Source organism: Flavobacterium sp. HNIBRBA15423 (genome assembly GCF_052655965.1).
In genome coordinates, this window is sequence record NZ_CP199751.1 from 130,906 (window position 1) to 148,858 (window position 17,953).

Sequence of the window (17,953 nt, forward strand, 5' to 3'; positions counted from 1 at the left end):
TAAACTTGTTTTTAAGAATAATTAGAATCATTTATGATTATAAAATTTAGTGTTTTAAAATATATGTATCTTTGAAAACTTAAAATTTACATATGTATAAATTTTTCTCTCTATTATTTGTTTTTACAATTCAATTAGGTTACACACAAAAATTAAATGATAAAGATTTTTTAATATATCAAGACTTTGTTAGGTTTTACATGAGCTCAAATCATGACAGTGCATTTGTGTATGTTGATAAAATTAAAGTTTCAGATAATTATTCTCATTTAGCATTTGCACATGCAGCAGAAGCTTATCTTCATCAATTAAAAAATGCAGATACTTTAAAATCTACCACCTCTTTTGATAAAGCTTATTTTTACTTCAATAATATTAAGAATAGAAAAGGTATAAAGAGTCTAAAAATTGATATTTTAAATTACCAAGGGCTCACTTATTCTAAGCAAGGAAAGTTAAATTTAGCTATTGAAAAGTATTTAGAGGCAAAACAGATTGCTTTAGAGATAAATGATAACGTACAGTTCGTTAAAATTACTGGGAATATAGCTCTAATTTATGGTAAAGTAGGAAACTATGTTTTAGCAATTAACAGTGCAAAAGAATGTGAAAATTTTATAAATTCTAATGAGAGTTTATTTACAAATGATAAGCTCAATCTAAAAAAAGCTAACACATATATAAATCTTGGATATTTTTACGAAAGTTTTTTTTATCAAAACAAATCACGTTTGAATTTATTAGATTCTTCTGAGTATTATTATAATAGAGCCTTGATATATAGTAAAGATCTTGTTAATATTAAAATCAAATGCCAAATAAATTTATCTAATATTTACATATTAAAAAGAAACCCAAAGAAGGCTGAAAATCTCTATTTAAGCACTTTGATTTTAGCTAAAGAAAATAATCTAGAATCATATATTAGTGTAAATTATAACTTAGGTGATCTTTATTATAATCAAAGTAATTATGATAAAGCCTTAATCCATTTTAAAAAAGTTGATTCACTTTGTCAACTTTATGACTTAAACAGAATGGATCATATTGATTGTATGTTTAGTATGGCTAAAATTTATAATTTTTATAATGATATAAATAATTCTGAAAAATACCTATCCTTATATAACTCTTCGCTAAAGAAAAACATCAGTACACTATTAAAACAGCAAACAGATATAAATTCTAAATTAGCTTCAGAAATTGTAAAAAAGGAGATTTTAGAACTTCAAGAGGAAATTAATTTAAAAAGATATGTTAAGTATTTATACGTTCTTATAGTCATAATTGTTGTTTTAATCCTCTTGTTCTTTTTGTATAAAATTCGAAAAGAAAAAAAATCTGCAAATGAGAGGATTATTAAACTTATTGAAGAATTTAAGAATAAACTTGAAATAAAAAAATCTTCAATTGATGGTAATGAGGAAGTTATTCTTAATAATTCACTTTCAATTGATGAGGAAAAAGAAAATGAGATTATTGATAAATTAAAGAAATTGGAAGACTTAAAGTATTTTTTAAATGCAGATTTTAATTTACAAAAAGTTGCTAAGAAAATAAAAACAAATACAACTTATTTATCATATGTTGTTAATAAAAGAATTGGAAAATCATTTAGTGAGTATTCTAATGAATTAAAAATCAATTATGTAATTGATGAGTTAATTCATAATGTAACCTATAGAAAATATTCAACTCAAGCTATAGCTGAAAGTGTTGGTTTTAAAAATGCAGTTTCTTTTTCTAAATCCTTTAATAAAAGAACAGGTGTTACACCTGCTCAATTTATTAAAAAAATATCTGAAATAGATTAATAATCTGAAGTTTCTATAGGTGGGTCAACCGGTAATGGACCAGTTCCTCCCTCTCCATCAGGTTCATTAGGATTAGTATTTGACTCAATTTCCAACTTTCTTTTTGGATCCCCTTTTCCATAGATTTTATTCAGCTGTTTTTTTGAAATTTTGTTTTCAAAAAAAAATTCCATAGGTGATTTTTTTATTATCATAATATAAAAGTTTATTTGTTATTCAAATTTACTTTTTAATTTTATATTTATTACTCTTTTTATTTGAAGTAGTTATAAAACATCTTTTATTTAGTTTAATGTATTTGTTTTTAATTAGTTATGCGGTAAAATAGCATAAATAATTTATAAATTATTTATGTTATAATTTATAAATTGTAATTATATGCTCTTTTTCTGTCTCATTTTTTATAACATATTTGTTTCAAATAAATAGAATACTATTTGTATGAAAGCAATTATCAAAAAATATTTAGAAATTAATAATTATAAAAATGAGTGTAATGATTTTGAGAATCTTTTTTTATCTCATCCAAATTATCCTAGCTTATATGCTGTAACCGATACATTTGATTTATTACAAATAGAAAATGTAGCTGCTAAAGTTCCAAAAGAACAATTTACTGAATTGCCTAATTCATTTTTAGCGATAGTGAGTGATGATATAGTTTTGGTTGCTAAAGAAAATACCAGTATGACTATCGAAAAGGAGAAAGTAGGAAAAAAGAAAGTTTTAATCAACGACTTTTTAAATGACTGGAACGGAATTGTTATTGCAATAGATACAAAAAACATTCCTAAGAATAAAACAGCAATAAACTTTTTTAAAAACAAATACATAGTATTAGTAGTGTTTTTATTATTACTAGTAATGCTACAATTTGAAAAATTAGATTGGTTATTTCTTTTAAATTTTAGTTTCAGTTTAATTGGCTTTCTTTTGAGTGTATTTATAATAGATGAGAAAATAAATAAAACAGATGGAGTTGTATCTAAAATATGTTCGTTCAGTGAAAAAACTTCTTGTGATTCAGTAATTAAGTCTAATGATGCAAAGATTACAAATTGGCTAGACTTTTCAGATTTACCCATCGTTTTTTTTGCAATTAGTATTTTAATGATAGTATTTAATCTAAATTCTTTTTTAGTCATTAATCTTGCTAGTGTTTTCTCTTTACCTATTATTGCTTATTCCATATGGTTGCAAAAAGTAAAACTGAAGAAATGGTGTATACTTTGTTTAGGTGTGTCTTTTGTTCTTATTTCACAATCAGTTCTCTTTTTTGTTTTTGGAAAACAAATCCTGTTTGATTACAGTTCAATTATAATTCCAATTTTGTTGGTAATATCTTTGTGGATTTTTATAAGACCTATAGTATTTAGTACGGTTATATTAAAAAAGAATAACCTAGATTTAATTAAATTTAAGCGAAATTTTTCCATATTTAATTCCTTATGCAAAGATGTTATTGATGAAGAAAAATTAAATTCTTTACAAAAGATAGAAATAGGGAATAATGACGCAGCTGTAACGCTTGGTTTAATATTAAGTCCAAGCTGTGGACATTGTCATACGGCTTTTAAAGACGGATTACAATTACAGAAATTAAACCCAATTAAGTTGAAGTTAGAAGTCTTTTTTAACTTAAATCCAGATAACGGAGAAAATCCATATTTTTCAATAGCAGAAAATCTATTACAAATAAATAAAGATTACCCAGAAAAGATAGAGGAAGCTCTTTCGGATTGGCATATTAAAAATATGGACTTATATCAATGGAAATTAAAGTGGAAGCAAAAAGACATTGAATATACTATTGAAAAAGCCTTGAGAAGACAATATGAGTGGTGTTTAATCAATGAGCTTAATTACACACCTATTAAGTTAATTAATAATAAATTGTTTCCTAGTGAATATACTATAGAGGAATTGAAATATTTTCTGTCAGAATTAGAAGATGAACTAAAACCACAAATGGTTTAAAGATATTGTTGCAACGATAGTCAAAAGCTACATTTGACTTTAAATGGATGTAGTTTATAAACAAATTATAATATTAAATTATGAAAAAATCAATTTTAAACCTTCAAGGTGCACAAGAGCTATCTAAAAAAGAGCAAAAAAGTGTTAATGGAGGTAGAAGAGCTTGTAATTTGAATTTACCAAATGCAGGTTGTGGATCAAATGAATGTTGTTCTAAAGGAATTTGTTATCCATATGGTACTCCAGGGCATTTATGTACTTATTATCCAGAAATATAATAATTAAATTATGAAAAAATCAATTTTAAATTTAGTAGGTGCTCAAGAATTATCTAAAAATGAGCAAAAAAACGTTAATGGTGGAAAACAATATTGTGGACCAACATTTGATGGATATGCTTCATGTCCAACTGGTACATGTTGTATGAGAAATGGGGCTTTTTCAGACAAAGGTGTTTGTGAACCATGTCTAATATTTTAATTTAACATTTTACTGTCTAGAAATTTTATTCTAGACAGTTTTTATATTATCTACAATTTATAAAAAGACAATCTAAAAAGAAAGATTTAAACCTTTCTTTTTATTATTTTTGAATAAAATCTAAACAAACTTTTGAAAAAATTTCCTTATTACATACAAACAGAAAGTAAAGACTGCGGGCCCACTTGCTTAAAGATTATTGCCAAACATAATGGCAAGGTACTAAATACACAAATGCTTCGCGAACTTTCTGAAACTACTAGAGAAGGGAGTAATCTTCTTACTTTAAGTGATGCAGCAGAAAGCATAGGTTTTCGATCATTAGGTATAAAGATTTCTTTAGAGAAATTAGAAGAGGCACCGCTTCCTTGTATTCTGCATTGGAACAAAAACCATTATGTAGTTTTATATAAAATTAAAAAAGGTAAATATTATATATCTGATCCTGCTATTGGTTTAATTGAATATACTGAAAAAGAATTCTTAAAGTTTTGGATTGGTAATAATGCAGATGAAACCACCGAAGAAGGTATAGCTTTATTATTAGAACCAACTCCTAAGTTTTACGAATCGGAGTTTGATAGTAATAAAGATGAAGATGGAAAAACTAAGTTTGGTTTTAATTTATTGTCCAAATATATCTATCGTTATAAATCTTTTGTTATTCAGCTAGCTATTGGTTTGCTTGCTGGGAGTTTATTACAGTTAATAACACCTTTTTTAACGTTAAATGTTGTTGATATTGGTATAAAAAATCAAAATATTCACTTTGTCTATTTAATGTTATTAGCTCAATTGTTTTTGTTTTTTGGAAAAACTGCACTGGAGTTAATAAGAAGTTGGATTTTATTACACTTATCTACACGAATTAATATTGCTTTAATTTCCGATTTTTTTATCAAATTAATGAATCTTCCTATTTCTTATTTTGATGTAAAAATGACAGGAGATATTATGCAAAGAATAAATGACCACCATAGAATTGAAAGAATTTTAACAACTTCTTCTCTGAACGTCCTTTTTTCTTTTTTTAATATGATTATAATGGGTGGAATTTTAGCCTATTTTAATTTAATTATTTTCATGGTTTTCTTTGCAGGAAGTGTTTTGTATTTTTTATGGGTTATTTTATTTTTAAAGCGAAGAGAAAAATTAGATTATAAACGTTTTGCAGAAGTTTCTCAAGAGCAAAGTAAGGTTATTGAATTAATTAACGGAATGCAAGAAATAAAACTTCACAATGCGGAAAAGCAGAAGCGTTGGGGTTGGGAATACATTCAGGCAAGGTTGTTTCGAGTTTCTTTAAAGAGTCTTGTTTTAGAACAAACACAAGGAATAGGGTCTAATTTTATTAACGAACTTAAAAATATTGTTATCATATTTTTATCAGCTAAATTGGTTATAGATGGTTCAATTACTCTAGGTATGATGATGGCCATCACAAGTATTGTAGGTAATTTGAACGGACCAATTATTCAATTAATTGGATTTATTAGAGAATTGCAAGATGCTAAAATTTCATTAGCTAGATTATCTGAAATACATGAAATGAAAGATGAAGTTGAAGATGAACATGAAAAAACTAAAGATATTCCAGAAAATGATATTATTATAAAGGACTTGTCATTTCGTTATCCAGGTTCAGATGTATATGTGTTAGATCAATTAAATTTAACTATTCCTGCTAAAAAAATTACTGCCATTGTAGGAACAAGTGGTAGTGGAAAGACAACCTTAATGAAACTTTTGTTAAAATTCTATGAGCCTCAAGAAGGAGACGTGCTAATTAACAAAACTTCATTGAAAAATATCTCACAAAAAGCATGGAGGAATCATATAGGTTCTGTAATGCAAGAAGGTTATATTTTTAGTGATACAATTGCTAACAATATTGCAGTTGGAGTAGATATTATTGATAAAGAACGATTGCAGTATGCTGCAGACGTTGCTAATATTAAAGAGTTTATAGATGACTATCCTTTGCGATACAATACAAAAATAGGATCAGAAGGAGTAGGTATGAGTACAGGTCAAAAGCAACGTATGTTAATTGCAAGAGCCGTTTATAAAAACCCAGAAATGCTATTTTTTGATGAAGCTACAAGCGCATTAGATGCGAATAACGAAAAAGAAATAATGGAAAAACTAAATATTTTTTTCAAAGATAAAACAGTATTAGTTATTGCACATAGATTAAGTACAGTTATGAATGCTGATAAAATTGTAGTTTTAGAAAAGGGAAAAATTATTGAAACAGGAACTCATGATGAATTGGTAGCTCAAAATGGAAGTTACTTTAAATTGGTTAAAAATCAGTTGCAATTAGGAAATTAGATAAAGAAAATAAATAAAAGAAAAATAGAACGTAGATTTAAATAAGTGAAAATTTTTAAAACATGTAAAGTCTGTGTTCCAATACTATAAATGTTATTTTAAGATAAAAAGATATAATGCCAAACGAAACACAAGATAATCGACTTCCAGCTTCTGATATAGAACTTAGAAGCGAGCAAGTACAAGAGATACTTACAAAAGTTCCACATTGGATGATAAGATGGGGAAACTTAGTTATTCTAATTATTTTGATGTTAGTGCTATTGTTTTCTTACTTTATTAAATATCCAGATATTAATACGGCTCAAATTATAGTTACTACTGCAATTCCACCTGAAAAATTAATGGCTCGAACATCTGGAAGAATTGAATCAATTTTAGTAAATGACAATAGTGTTGTGCAAAAAGGCACCCCTTTAGCTGTTATTGAAAATTCAGCAAATTATGAGGATGTTTTTTTATTAAAAAGTATCACAGATACTATTCAAATTAACAGAACACCTTTTCCTTTTCAAAAATTGCAATTTACACAATTAGGAGATGTGGAAAACGCATATGCACTTTTTCAAAAAGAATATAGTGCCAATGATTTGCAGAAACTTTTAAAGCCTTACCAAGTAGAATCTAGTGCTCAAGGTTTTGAAGCTAGTCAGTTAAAAGAAAGACTTACTTTATTAGAATCTCAGAAAAGTATCAATCAAGCTGAACTAGATCTCGAAAAAAGTCAATTAGATAGACAAGAAAATTTGTTTAGGAAAGGGGTTATTGCAGCTCAAGAATTTGAAAAATTTAAGCTTACCTATTTACAATCCCAAAAGAATTATAAAAATCTATTAAGTTCTATTTCTCAATTAAAATCTTCTTTAAACGAATTAAATAGAAGTAGTAAAACTACTAAAATAAATTCTACCAAAGATGCAGTTAACTTAGAGAGAAATGTATTACAATCCTTTTTTCAATTGAAAAAAGCGATTAAAGATTGGGAATTGAATTATGTATTAAGAACTTCTATGGAAGGAAGAGTTTCTTTCTTACAGTTATGGGCAGCAAATCAAACAGTTTCAACAGGAGATCAAGTTTTTTCAGTAGTGCCTATTAATGAAAAAGTATATATAGGTAAATTAAAAGCTTTAGCACAAAATTCAGGAAAGATTAAAAAAGGGCAAACAGTAAATATTAGATTGGCCAATTTTCCAGATAGTGAGTATGGAATTGTAAAAGGAATAGTAAATAATATTTCTGCGACACCTGATATAGAGGGTAATTTATTGATAGATGTAGCCTTGCCTAATGGACTAGAAACTTCATACGATAAGAAAATTGTTTTCCAACAAGAAATGACAGGAACAGCAGATATTGTTACTGAAGATTTAAGGTTAATAGAACGATTGTTGTATCAGTTTAGAGATATGTTTAAGAGGTAACTCTACCACTCATTTACTTTATTAGCATCAAGTTTTACGAAGATAAATAGCATTATTGTAAATGCCCATAAACTAGAACCTCCATAAGAGAAAAAGGGAAGAGGTACACCTATTGTTGGGAAAAGTTTAATTAGCATAGCAATGTTTACAAAAAAATGGGCAAACAAGTATGTCGCGACACAATACCCATAAACTCTACTAAATTTTGTTTTTTGTTTTTCGGCAAGAGCTATGATTCTTAAAAACAGCGTTACAAAAATAATGATTACCAGCGTGCTACCTATAAAACCCCATTCTTCACCAACTGTAGTAAAAATATAATCAGTATGTTGTTCAGGAACAAAACCACCTTTGGTTTGTGTGCCTTCTAAAAAACCTTTTCCAGTTAATCCACCTGAACCTATAGCAATCATTGATTGGTTTAAATTGTAGCCTTCTTTTTTTATATCAACATCTTCGCCTAATAGAACATCAATTCTATCTTTTTGATGCGATTCTAAAACTGTATTGTAAACATAGTTTACTGAAAAAACGAAACCAGAAATAATGATAAAAACAAAGGTATAAAGAATTGGATTTCGGCTCATTCTTCGGCTTCTTAAGTAATAAATTAACATAATTATTGCTATGCAAATCATAATGTACTTAGGATCTATTTTAAGCGCAACAAAGAAAAGTATAATGGCACTAAAACCCGAAAACAAATACCATCCTGGTAAACCTTCTCTATTTAAGACAAAAATTAATGATAAAAATATCATCGCACTACCAGCATCAGGTTGTAATAATATTAAAAGTACAGGTAAAAGAATGATACCAAAACCAATTAATTGGTGTTTGACATTCTTTAAATTAATTTGTGGAAAACTCAAATACTTGGCTAGTAATAAAGCAACTCCTGTTTTAACAAATTCTGAAGGTTGAAATCCAAATCCACCCAATTTATACCAATTAGTTTGTCCTTTAATAGTAGAACCAAACGCGAAGAGACCTAATAATAAAAAGATTCCTAAACCATAAAAAACAAAGGAAAATCGTTCAAAAATTTTGGCGTCTAAAAAAAGTAAAATAAAAATTAAGGGTATACTCAATATGATAAAGAGCATTTGTCTTCCGTATATTTGTTTGGTATCAAAAATGGAAGTAACCTCTGGAGGTAAAGAAGCTGAATAAATGGTTAGCCAACCCATAATTACCAAAGTGAGATATAATAAAATTGTAAGCCAATCTATGTTCCCTATGCTTTTCCCTCTCATTTAATTCGTTTCTTCTTCTTTTAATGTTAAACTCGCTTTAGTATTGTCTAATGTTATGGTTTCAGTAAATCGTTGATAAATGATATTTTCGATTTTCTTGTATTCATCCTCTAATGATCCATTTAACATTCTAGTTTCTAAATCAGTTCTTGTGATTTCTCCATTAACATATTTTTCAATCATTAATGTAGCTATTGGGCCAGCCCATCGATTTCCCCAATACCCATTTTCAACAAAAACTGCTATTGCAATAGTAGGATTTTCTTTAGGAGCAAAGGCTACAAATATAGAATGATCTTTTAATTGATACGTTTTTCCAGCTACTCTGATTTTGTTTTCAGAAGTTCCCGTTTTCCCACAAATTTGCATGTCTTTCACTTTTAAACTAGATGCGGTACCTTTATTGTAAACATCTGCCAAGCCCTCTATAACAGGTTCAAAATGTTTAGAATCAACAGTTGAGATATTCTTAGTAGTATATTTTTTATCTAGTGGCTTATCTTTTATTTTTTTTACAATATGTGGAGTAAAAAAATAACCTTTATTTGCAACAACTGCCATCATGTTAGCCAATTGAAGTGGAGTAGTTAAAACTTCTCCTTGGCCAATACCATTAGAAATTATTGTAGAACCTCTCCAACCACCATTAGGATAAATTCTCTCATATGTTTTAGAAGTAGGAATGTTTCCTTTTTTTCCAATAGGTAAGTCAGTACCCATATAATTACCAAGACCAAAACTTTTAACATGGTCAGCCCAAACATCAACACCTTTTGATGAATTTTTAAATTTATCAATAGTATTTCTATAAACACTACAAAAATAAGTATTACAGGATTGATAAATTCCATTATTTAATTTCGACAAACCAGAATCATGACATTTCATAAAGCGACCACCTCCATAAGAAAATCCGTGATGGCAAATAAACCCTGTTTCTGTATTGATTACTTCTTCTTGAAGTCCAATTAATCCCGTTAAAATTTTAAAAGGAGAACCAGGAGGATATTGAGCTAGAAGACCTCTGTCAAATAAAGGATTAGCAATGGAATCATAATATAAAGCGGTATAGTTTTTTGATCGTTGTCTACCTACAAGCAATGCTGGATCGTATGTAGGAGCAGATACAAGTGCTAAAATTTCACCCGTTCTAGGTTCTATGGCAACTATTCCACCACGTTTGTTAACCATTAATTCAGTTCCATATTTTTGTAACTCATAATCAATAGTTAGTGTCAAGTCTTTTCCTTGTTGTGATAAAGTGTCAAACTTACCTTCTTTATAAGGACCAATAACTTTATTATATTTATTTCTCAATAAGTATTTTACTCCTTTTACACCTCTTAATATGTCTTCATATTCTTGTTCGACACCTTGTTTGCCTATCAAATCTCCACTATTATAGTAAGGATTTTTTTTGATAATAGCTTCATTAACTTGAGTGATAAAACCAAAGATATTAGCTCCAAATGTTACTTGATAATCTCTTAAAGCTCTTTTCTGAGTATAAAATCCTTCAAATTTTCTTTCTTTTTCTTGAAATGCAGCATATTCTTTTTTGTTTAATTGAGAAAGAAAAACAGAAGGTAATCTTGGACTATAAACAGTTGCTTTTTGTATTTTTTTAATAAATTCTTCCTTATCTATTTTTAATAAATTACAAAAGTCTAGTGTGTCAAAATTCTTTATTTCTCTAGGGATTACCATGATGTCATAAGAAGGTTGATTGGCCACTAATAATTTTCCATTTCGATCATATATATAACCTCTTTCAGGAAAATCAAAAACCTTTTTTATGGCATTATTTTCAGATTGTAATTTTAGAGAATCATCAATTATTTGCAAATAGAATATGCGTGCAATCAAAATTATTGCCACAACAATTATAACAGATGGTAAAACAATTTTTCTCATCGTTTACTAGGTTTAATAAGGTAAATTATCAGCAAACAAACAATAAATGAAAGCAAAGTTGAAAATAGAGCCCTTGTTATTATTGTAAAAATTAAAGTAAATCTAAAGTACTCAAAGGAAAACAATATAAAATGATGAATGAAAATAGCGAGTAAAATATAAGAGACTCTTTCAGATGAAATTTTATCAGCTATTTTAACAGTTTGGTATTCATAACTTATTCCAAATGCAAAGCGAAATAAATTAGGTCTTATAAAAGCAAGAACAGTACATGCCATAGCATGAATTCCTCCAGAATTGCTAAACATATCAATAATTAATCCTAAAAGAAAACTACTTATTAATAAAATGTTTTTATTTCCATTTACAGGAAATAATAGTATAAATAAAACATAAGGATATGGGTTTGCATATCCATACATATTGATGTTGTTGAAAAGGATTACTTGCAAAAAGATAAGTAATACAAAACGAATTATATTTAGAATGTTGTTATTCAATTTATTTAGCTAATGTTTCTTTTTCTAATTTTTGTTTTTCTTCTTTGTGAGAATTGCTAATTATATATACATAACCTAATGCTGTCATATCGTTAAATAATCTTACATTTATGGTATAATAGTTGGTTTTTGTATCAATAAACACCTTATCTATTTTTCCTATTGGTATGTTTTCTGGGAAGATATCTGAATCTGCTCCAGTAACGATAGAATCTCCCTTTTTGATATTAGCCAATCTTGGTACATCAATTAATTGAATATAACCTACATTTTTTCCATCCCAATTTAAGGAACCAAAATGATCGGAATTTTTTATTTTAGCATTGATTTTTAATCTTGTATTTAAAATGCTAATTATTGTAGCATAATTTTTTGATGTTTTTTCAATAATACCAACAATTCCTTTTTCATTTACAACGCCCATACTACTTCTTATACTGTCTTTTTCACCTGCATTTATCGTTAAATAATTTTCTTTAGTATTATAGGAGTTTTTAATTACTTTAGCTTTTTTAACTGTATAAAATAAGGCTTCATTAAACTTAAGTTTTTTAAACTTAAGAACAGTATCTTTCTTATTGAATAATAGCTCTTTTAGTCTTGCATTTTCTTCTGCTAAAATTTCATTTTTCTCTTTTAAGCTTAAATATTCATTTATAGAATTAATATTTTTATAAACTCCTCCTGTTAAATTATTAGCGCTATTTATATATTCACTTCTATGAAAAGAGTGTGATTTAATAATTAGCGCAAATGAAATACCCAAAAGCAGCAAAAACAGCAATTTGTAGCTGTTTTTTATAAAGAAATAGAGTATTTGCTGCATGAATTATTTTTATTTTATAAGGATGCTTTTGTATTTATTTAGATTTTTTAATGCTATTCCTGTTCCTCTTACTACAGCTCTTAAAGGATCTTCTGCAATATAAACAGGTAAATCAGTCTTTATGGAAATACGTTTATCAAGGCCTCTTAACATGGAACCACCACCAGCAAGATAAATACCTGTATTGTAAATATCAGCTGCTAATTCTGGAGGAGTTTGTGATAATGTTTCCATTACAGCATCTTCAATTCGTTGTATAGATTTGTCAAGTGCTTTAGCAATTTCACGATAAGAGATGTCAACTTGTTTTGGCTTTCCTGTTAATAAATCTCTACCTTGTACTTGCATTTCTTCTGGTGGGCTATCTAAATCTTCAGTAGCTGCACCTATTTGAATTTTAATTTTTTCAGCAGTAGTTTCTCCAACAAATAAATTGTGTTGGGTTCTCATATAATAGATAATATCATTGGTAAACACATCACCAGCAATTTTAACTGATTTATCACAAACTATACCTCCTAATGCTATAACAGCAATTTCGGTAGTTCCTCCACCAATATCAACAATCATATTTCCTTTTGGCTGCATGATGTCTACACCAATACCTATCGCAGCAGCCATAGGCTCATGTATTAAATAAACTTCTTTTCCATTTACTCTTTCACATGATTCCTTTACTGCTCTCATTTCAACTTCAGTAATACCAGAAGGAATACACACAACCATTCTCAGAGCAGGTGTAAAGAGTCTTTTCTTTAATGCTGGAATACTTTTAATAAGCATGCTTATCATTTTTTCAGAAGCATCAAAATCAGCAATTACACCATCCTTAAGCGGACGTATGGTTTTTATGTTTTCATGAGTTTTACCTTGCATCATATTGGCCTCTTTACCAACGGCTATAATTTTTCCAGTTATTCGGTCTCTAGCAACGATAGAAGGACTGTCTATGACTACTTTGTCGTTGTGAATGATTAAGGTATTTGCTGTACCAAGGTCAATTGCGATGTCCTCAGTCATGAAATCAAAAAATCCCATATGCTTTTTTAGGGTTTTGTGTTAGTAAAATATTCGTGTTCTACAAATGTAATAAAATTAATGTTTAAAATGACGTGTTCCAGTAAATACCATCGACACATTATTTTCATTACAATATGTTATACTTAATTCGTCTTTAATTGATCCACCAGGTTGAATAACAGATGTAATACCTGCCTTGTTTGCAATTTCTACACAATCTGGAAAAGGGAAAAAGGCATCACTAGCCATAACAGCTCCTGTTAAATCAAATTCAAATGAAGTTGCTTTTTCAATAGCTTGTTTTAAAGCATCTACTCTTGAAGTCTGACCAGTTCCTGAAGCACATAATTGTTTGTTTTTTGCTAAAACAATAGTGTTTGATTTAGTGTGTTTGCAAATTTTAGAGGCAAAAATTAAATCGTCAATTTCTTCTTCTGTTGGATTTGTATGGGTAACGTTTTTTAAGTGTTGTTTAGTATCTGTAATATTGTCTTTATCTTGTACAAGTATTCCATTTAGGCAAGTTCTTACTTGTTTTGTTGGTAATTCAACATCATTTATTACTAATAAAATTCTATTTTTCTTTTCTTCTAATAAGTCAATAGCATTTTTATCGAAAGAAGGAGCAATAACTACTTCGCAAAATAAATTATGAATTTCTTCAGCAGTTGCTAAATCAATATTTCCATTTGCAATTAGAACACCACCAAATGCTGAAGTTGGATCACCAGCTAAGGCATCTAAATAAGCTTCTTTCATCGTGCTTCGTGTTGCAATTCCACAAGCGTTATTGTGCTTTAAAATGGCAAATGTAGGAGCGTCATTTTTGAATTCGTTCATTAAATTTACTGCAGCATCAACATCTAATAAGTTGTTATATGATAGTTCTTTTCCATTTAATTTAGTAAACATTTTGTCAAATTCCCCAAAGAAGAACCCTTTTTGATGTGGATTTTCGCCATAACGTAAAGTCTCACCATTTGTAACACTTGTTTTAAAATACGTTTCGTCTGTATTAAAATAATTAAAAATAGCGGTATCATAATGAGAGGAAACATGAAATGCTTTTGTAGCTAATACTCTGCGTTGTTCTATAGTAGTAGCACCATTTCCTTGTGTGTAAAAATCTAAAAAAGATGCATATTCTTCTACAGAAGGAACTATTACAGTGTCTTTGAAGTTTTTTGCAGCAGCTCTAATTAATGAAATTCCTCCAATGTCTATTTTCTCAATAATATCCGCTTCACTTGCTCCAGAAGCAACTGTTTTTTCAAAAGGATATAAGTCAACTATTACTAAATCTATTTGTGGAATGTTATATTCTTCCATTTGAGCCACATCTGTAGTATTATCTTGACGGTTTAAAATTCCACCAAATACTTTAGGATGCAATGTTTTTACTCTTCCTCCTAGAATAGAAGGATAATCAGTTACTTCTTCTACTGGAACAACTGGAATTCCTAATTCTTTAATGAAAGCTTCTGTTCCACCTGTTGAATAAATTGTAACCTGATTTTGGTGAAGTGCTTTTACAATTGGCTCTAATCCAGTTTTATCAAATACTGAAATTAAGGCAGAAGTAATTTTTTTTGTTGTGCTCATAGTGTGTGTCGTGTTGTTATTGTTAATAAAATCAATTTTTTAATCGAATTTATTTGGATATGGTTTTTCGTTTTGCAAAAGTAGTTATACTTATTAAAACTTTCAACAATTATGAACACAGAAAAAAAGATTTTATTAATAAAATAGATTATAACGCTAATTTCAATATTATTTAGTGAAAATCTAGTAAGAACTATTCGATTTTTCGCAATTCTACTCTTCTGTTTAAAGCTCTATTTTCTTCTGTATTGTTCTCTTTAATAGGTTTAGTATCACCAAATCCTTTGCTTTTTAATCGAGTACTACTTATACCTTTATTAACTAAATAATCAAGGATGCTCTTAGCTCTTAATTCAGAGAGTTGTATGTTATATTGTTTGTCTCCAGTATTGTCAGTATGTCCTTCTATGCTAATTTTTAATTTTGGATTTTCTGTTAATAGTTTGAAAATCTCATCTAATATTGGTTTAGACTCTGGCTTTATTTCAGTTTTGTTTGTGTCATAATTAATATATAAAGCAATCATACCATTTTCATCAAGAGAAAGCTTCATATCATCTGCTTTAATTAGTTGTGATGTTATCTCAATAGCTTTGGTTTTAAGAATAGCGACATGTAAACTTGCATTATCATCAGATTCGTTTAACTGAATCCAGAAATTCTGATTATTTTGTCTAATGACATAGGTCCAAGTTTTAGAAAAGCCTTGAAAACCATATGCATTAGCTTTTAAACCATAATCAGTAATTGGATGCAAATCTTCATTTTTATTGATAGCTTCCAAAGGCACTTTACCTTCAAAAACTTTAACGGCACCAGCATCAGTAAAAACTTTATCTAAATTTTTAGTTAGTTCAAGTGCAGAAAAAGATTTGTTTATACTAGGAATAATTCTCCCAAAGAATAAATTGCCTTCTGGAAGCACAAAACTATTTTCAACCCAAAAACGAATAGATTCATAATCTCTATTCTCCTTATGTGAATATTCATATCCAGTTGGAAGACTATAAAAGGGAATTTCTGTAATTTTAAAATTACTAAGAGGAATTTTAGTAATGTCAAAATTAGAATTTTCAGTATCAGAAGTTATATTTTCTTCTATAATTTCGGTATTAATGTTAGTTTTAACGTCTTTAGTATCGTTTGTGTCTTTAGTATCTTTGCAAGAAATTAAAGAGAAACCAATGATTAATACAAATAAATATCCTTTTTTCATGTTGTTTGTTTTTTAATTAGTTGTCAACGTTTTAAAGCTAAAAAAATGCATAAAGCATTACAAAAATAGATAAAATTCAGAAAAAAAGAATAATTATTTTAGGACGGGTCACAACCATTAATCATCAATCATTACTTCATCCTTACTTGCTTCTTACTTCCAATCAAAGGTTAATCAAAGGTTAGGATACTAGGAACAAATAGTATGAAAACCAAAATAATCTTTCTCCATTTATTTTGTAACATTTTTTCCATTCACTCTACTAATAAGATAATCAAACTGTATTATGTTATTATATCTTCGATTACTAAAAGAAAGTTTAAGCTTTGCGCTCAATGCATTGCGGAATAACAAATTACGAACCTTATTGTCGCTTTTAGGAGTGACAATTGGGATTTTCTCTATTATAGCTGTTTTAGCTGCTGTAGACTCTATGGATAAAAAAATTAAAGAAGATTTAAGTGATATGGATTTAAATACCGTTTACTTAATTCGTTTTTCTTTTGGTCCTTCAGAAGTACCTCGATGGAAAAGAGAACAATTTCCTGATGTAACTTATGAGGAATATGAATACATTAGACGTTCGGTAAATAATATTGATAAAATGTCTTTTAATCTTTTTACACGAAATGAAAATATTAAATATGAAGACAAAACGGTCAATTCCATTCGTGTAAAACCTTCAACAAATGAGTTTATAGATATTGAGCCTATAAAAGTACAGTCGGGTCGTTTTTTTAATGAATCCGAATCTAATTCTGGTGCTCCAGTAATTGTAATTGGGAGTGAAGTAGCAACAGGTCTTTTTGGAGATTTAGATCCATTAGGTAAAAAAATTAGATTATATGGTCAAAAATTAACCGTTATAGGAGTGTTAAAAAAGCAAGGACAGTCTACTTTTGGAGATAGTGGCGATGTAGCAGTTTTTTTTCCAGTTAATTTTTTAAGAAGAATGTATGGGGATAATAATAAAGCAATTACTCCAGCTATTTTAATTAAACCTCAAAAAGGGATTGATATGGATGAGTTTAAAGCAGAATTAACTCAAAAATTACGCACTTTTAGAAGTATCAAACCTGGAGAAATTAATAATTTCTTTATCAATGTGCTATCGGGGTTTACCGATTTTATAGATAGTATTATTGGACAAATGAATATGGTAGGTTGGGGAATAAGCTTCTTTTCACTTTTAGTAGGTGGTTTTGGAATAGCAAATATTATGTTTGTTTCTGTGAAAGAGAGAACCAATCTTATAGGAATTCAAAAAGCATTAGGAGCAAAAAATAAATTCATACTATTTCAATTTTTATTTGAAGCTGTTATTTTATCTTTAATAGGTGGTATAGTAGGAATGCTTCTCGTTTGGTTATGTGCTTTAGGATTAAGTGCAGCTTTAGATTTCGAATTTGTTTTAAGTACTAAAAATTTATTAATAGGTAGTGGCTTAGCTACATTTATTGGTTTAGTTTCAGGTATTATTCCAGCGATTTCAGCGTCCAAATTAGATCCTGTTGAGGCAATACGAACAGGAATATAAAAAAATATAGAATTTAATTAACAAAGAAACGCTTGGATTTCCAAGCGTTTCTT

At 28.4% G+C, this 17,953-nt stretch carries 15 protein-coding genes; 7 read left to right on the top strand and 8 right to left on the bottom strand.

The features are described 5' to 3' along the window. Positions 1-92 precede the first annotated feature (92 nt). Positions 93-1,814, top strand: a complete 1,722-nt coding sequence (locus ACULEV_RS00560) for a helix-turn-helix domain-containing protein (RefSeq protein WP_445456745.1) — start codon at positions 93-95, stop codon at positions 1,812-1,814. Here the strand turns inward: ACULEV_RS00560 and ACULEV_RS00565 are convergent. Beyond that, positions 1,811-1,987, bottom strand: coding sequence for a hypothetical protein (locus tag ACULEV_RS00565; protein WP_445456746.1), 177 nt, complete (start codon positions 1,985-1,987; stop codon positions 1,811-1,813). The genes ACULEV_RS00560 and ACULEV_RS00565 overlap by 4 nt on opposite strands. Before the next feature lie 268 nt (positions 1,988-2,255). Between ACULEV_RS00565 and ACULEV_RS00570 the strand changes: the two genes are divergently transcribed. From ACULEV_RS00570 to ACULEV_RS00590, 5 genes are all read left to right on the top strand, one after another. After that, complete coding sequence (locus ACULEV_RS00570) at positions 2,256-3,791, top strand: vitamin K epoxide reductase family protein (RefSeq protein ID WP_445456747.1); 1,536 nt, start codon at positions 2,256-2,258, stop codon at positions 3,789-3,791. An 80-nt stretch (positions 3,792-3,871) separates the two neighbouring features. After that, entirely contained in the window at positions 3,872-4,069 is a 198-nt protein-coding gene (locus ACULEV_RS00575; RefSeq protein WP_445456748.1) for a hypothetical protein, read from the top strand. Between the two features lie 10 nt (positions 4,070-4,079). Then, positions 4,080-4,271, top strand: a complete 192-nt coding sequence (locus ACULEV_RS00580; RefSeq protein ID WP_445456749.1) for a hypothetical protein — start codon at positions 4,080-4,082, stop codon at positions 4,269-4,271. 132 nt (positions 4,272-4,403) lie between these two features. After that, the gene (locus ACULEV_RS00585; protein WP_445456750.1) at positions 4,404-6,605 is read left to right on the top strand and encodes a peptidase domain-containing ABC transporter; all 2,202 of its coding nucleotides are present in this window, start codon (positions 4,404-4,406) and stop codon (positions 6,603-6,605) included. A gap of 116 nt (positions 6,606-6,721) precedes the next feature. Then, positions 6,722-8,029, top strand: coding sequence for an HlyD family secretion protein (locus ACULEV_RS00590; RefSeq protein WP_445456751.1), 1,308 nt, complete (start codon positions 6,722-6,724; stop codon positions 8,027-8,029). 2 nt (positions 8,030-8,031) lie between these two features. Here ACULEV_RS00590 and rodA read toward each other — a convergent pair whose 3' ends face one another. The 7 genes from rodA to ACULEV_RS00625 form a co-directional block, all read right to left on the bottom strand. Beyond that, positions 8,032-9,285 (bottom strand): rod shape-determining protein RodA, encoded by a 1,254-nt coding sequence (rodA, locus tag ACULEV_RS00595; protein ID WP_445456752.1) that lies wholly within the window; start codon positions 9,283-9,285, stop codon positions 8,032-8,034. Further along, positions 9,286-11,199, bottom strand: coding sequence for a penicillin-binding protein 2 (gene mrdA / locus ACULEV_RS00600; RefSeq protein ID WP_445456753.1), 1,914 nt, complete (start codon positions 11,197-11,199; stop codon positions 9,286-9,288). It lies immediately after the preceding gene. Further along, positions 11,196-11,699, bottom strand: a complete 504-nt coding sequence (gene mreD / locus ACULEV_RS00605; RefSeq protein ID WP_445456754.1) for a rod shape-determining protein MreD — start codon at positions 11,697-11,699, stop codon at positions 11,196-11,198. The genes mrdA and mreD overlap by 4 nt, the downstream gene beginning before the upstream one ends. A gap of 1 nt (position 11,700) precedes the next feature. Further along, the gene (gene mreC, locus ACULEV_RS00610; RefSeq protein WP_445456755.1) at positions 11,701-12,525 is read right to left on the bottom strand and encodes a rod shape-determining protein MreC; all 825 of its coding nucleotides are present in this window, start codon (positions 12,523-12,525) and stop codon (positions 11,701-11,703) included. A 9-nt stretch (positions 12,526-12,534) separates the two neighbouring features. Further along, positions 12,535-13,563, bottom strand: a complete 1,029-nt coding sequence (locus ACULEV_RS00615) for a rod shape-determining protein (protein ID WP_140962997.1) — start codon at positions 13,561-13,563, stop codon at positions 12,535-12,537. Positions 13,564-13,620: 57 nt separating this feature from the next. Then, on the bottom strand, positions 13,621-15,147 hold the full coding sequence (purH, locus tag ACULEV_RS00620) for a bifunctional phosphoribosylaminoimidazolecarboxamide formyltransferase/IMP cyclohydrolase (protein WP_445456756.1): 1,527 nt from the start codon (positions 15,145-15,147) through the stop codon (positions 13,621-13,623). Positions 15,148-15,340: 193 nt separating this feature from the next. Further along, on the bottom strand, positions 15,341-16,363 hold the full coding sequence (locus tag ACULEV_RS00625; RefSeq protein ID WP_445456757.1) for an OmpA family protein: 1,023 nt from the start codon (positions 16,361-16,363) through the stop codon (positions 15,341-15,343). 286 nt (positions 16,364-16,649) lie between these two features. Between ACULEV_RS00625 and ACULEV_RS00630 the strand changes: the two genes are divergently transcribed. Further along, positions 16,650-17,900, top strand: coding sequence for an ABC transporter permease (locus ACULEV_RS00630; protein ID WP_445456758.1), 1,251 nt, complete (start codon positions 16,650-16,652; stop codon positions 17,898-17,900). Positions 17,901-17,953 lie beyond the last annotated feature (53 nt).

Bases quoted from the DNA above. Each gene is read 5' to 3' on its own strand.
- ACULEV_RS00560 (WP_445456745.1), top strand. From the start codon at position 93: ATGTATAAATTTTTCTCTCTATTATTTGTTTTTACAATTCAATTAGGT.
- ACULEV_RS00565 (WP_445456746.1), bottom strand. From the start codon at position 1,987: ATGGAATTTTTTTTTGAAAACAAAATTTCAAAAAAACAGCTGAATAAA.
- ACULEV_RS00570 (WP_445456747.1), top strand. From the start codon at position 2,256: ATGAAAGCAATTATCAAAAAATATTTAGAAATTAATAATTATAAAAAT.
- ACULEV_RS00575 (WP_445456748.1), top strand. From the start codon at position 3,872: ATGAAAAAATCAATTTTAAACCTTCAAGGTGCACAAGAGCTATCTAAA.
- ACULEV_RS00580 (WP_445456749.1), top strand. From the start codon at position 4,080: ATGAAAAAATCAATTTTAAATTTAGTAGGTGCTCAAGAATTATCTAAA.
- ACULEV_RS00590 (WP_445456751.1), top strand. From the start codon at position 6,722: ATGCCAAACGAAACACAAGATAATCGACTTCCAGCTTCTGATATAGAA.
- rodA (WP_445456752.1), bottom strand. From the start codon at position 9,285: ATGAGAGGGAAAAGCATAGGGAACATAGATTGGCTTACAATTTTATTA.
- mrdA (WP_445456753.1), bottom strand. From the start codon at position 11,199: ATGAGAAAAATTGTTTTACCATCTGTTATAATTGTTGTGGCAATAATT.
- mreC (WP_445456755.1), bottom strand. From the start codon at position 12,525: ATGCAGCAAATACTCTATTTCTTTATAAAAAACAGCTACAAATTGCTG.
- ACULEV_RS00615 (WP_140962997.1), bottom strand. From the start codon at position 13,563: ATGGGATTTTTTGATTTCATGACTGAGGACATCGCAATTGACCTTGGT.
- purH (WP_445456756.1), bottom strand. From the start codon at position 15,147: ATGAGCACAACAAAAAAAATTACTTCTGCCTTAATTTCAGTATTTGAT.
- ACULEV_RS00625 (WP_445456757.1), bottom strand. From the start codon at position 16,363: ATGAAAAAAGGATATTTATTTGTATTAATCATTGGTTTCTCTTTAATT.
- ACULEV_RS00630 (WP_445456758.1), top strand. From the start codon at position 16,650: ATGTTATTATATCTTCGATTACTAAAAGAAAGTTTAAGCTTTGCGCTC.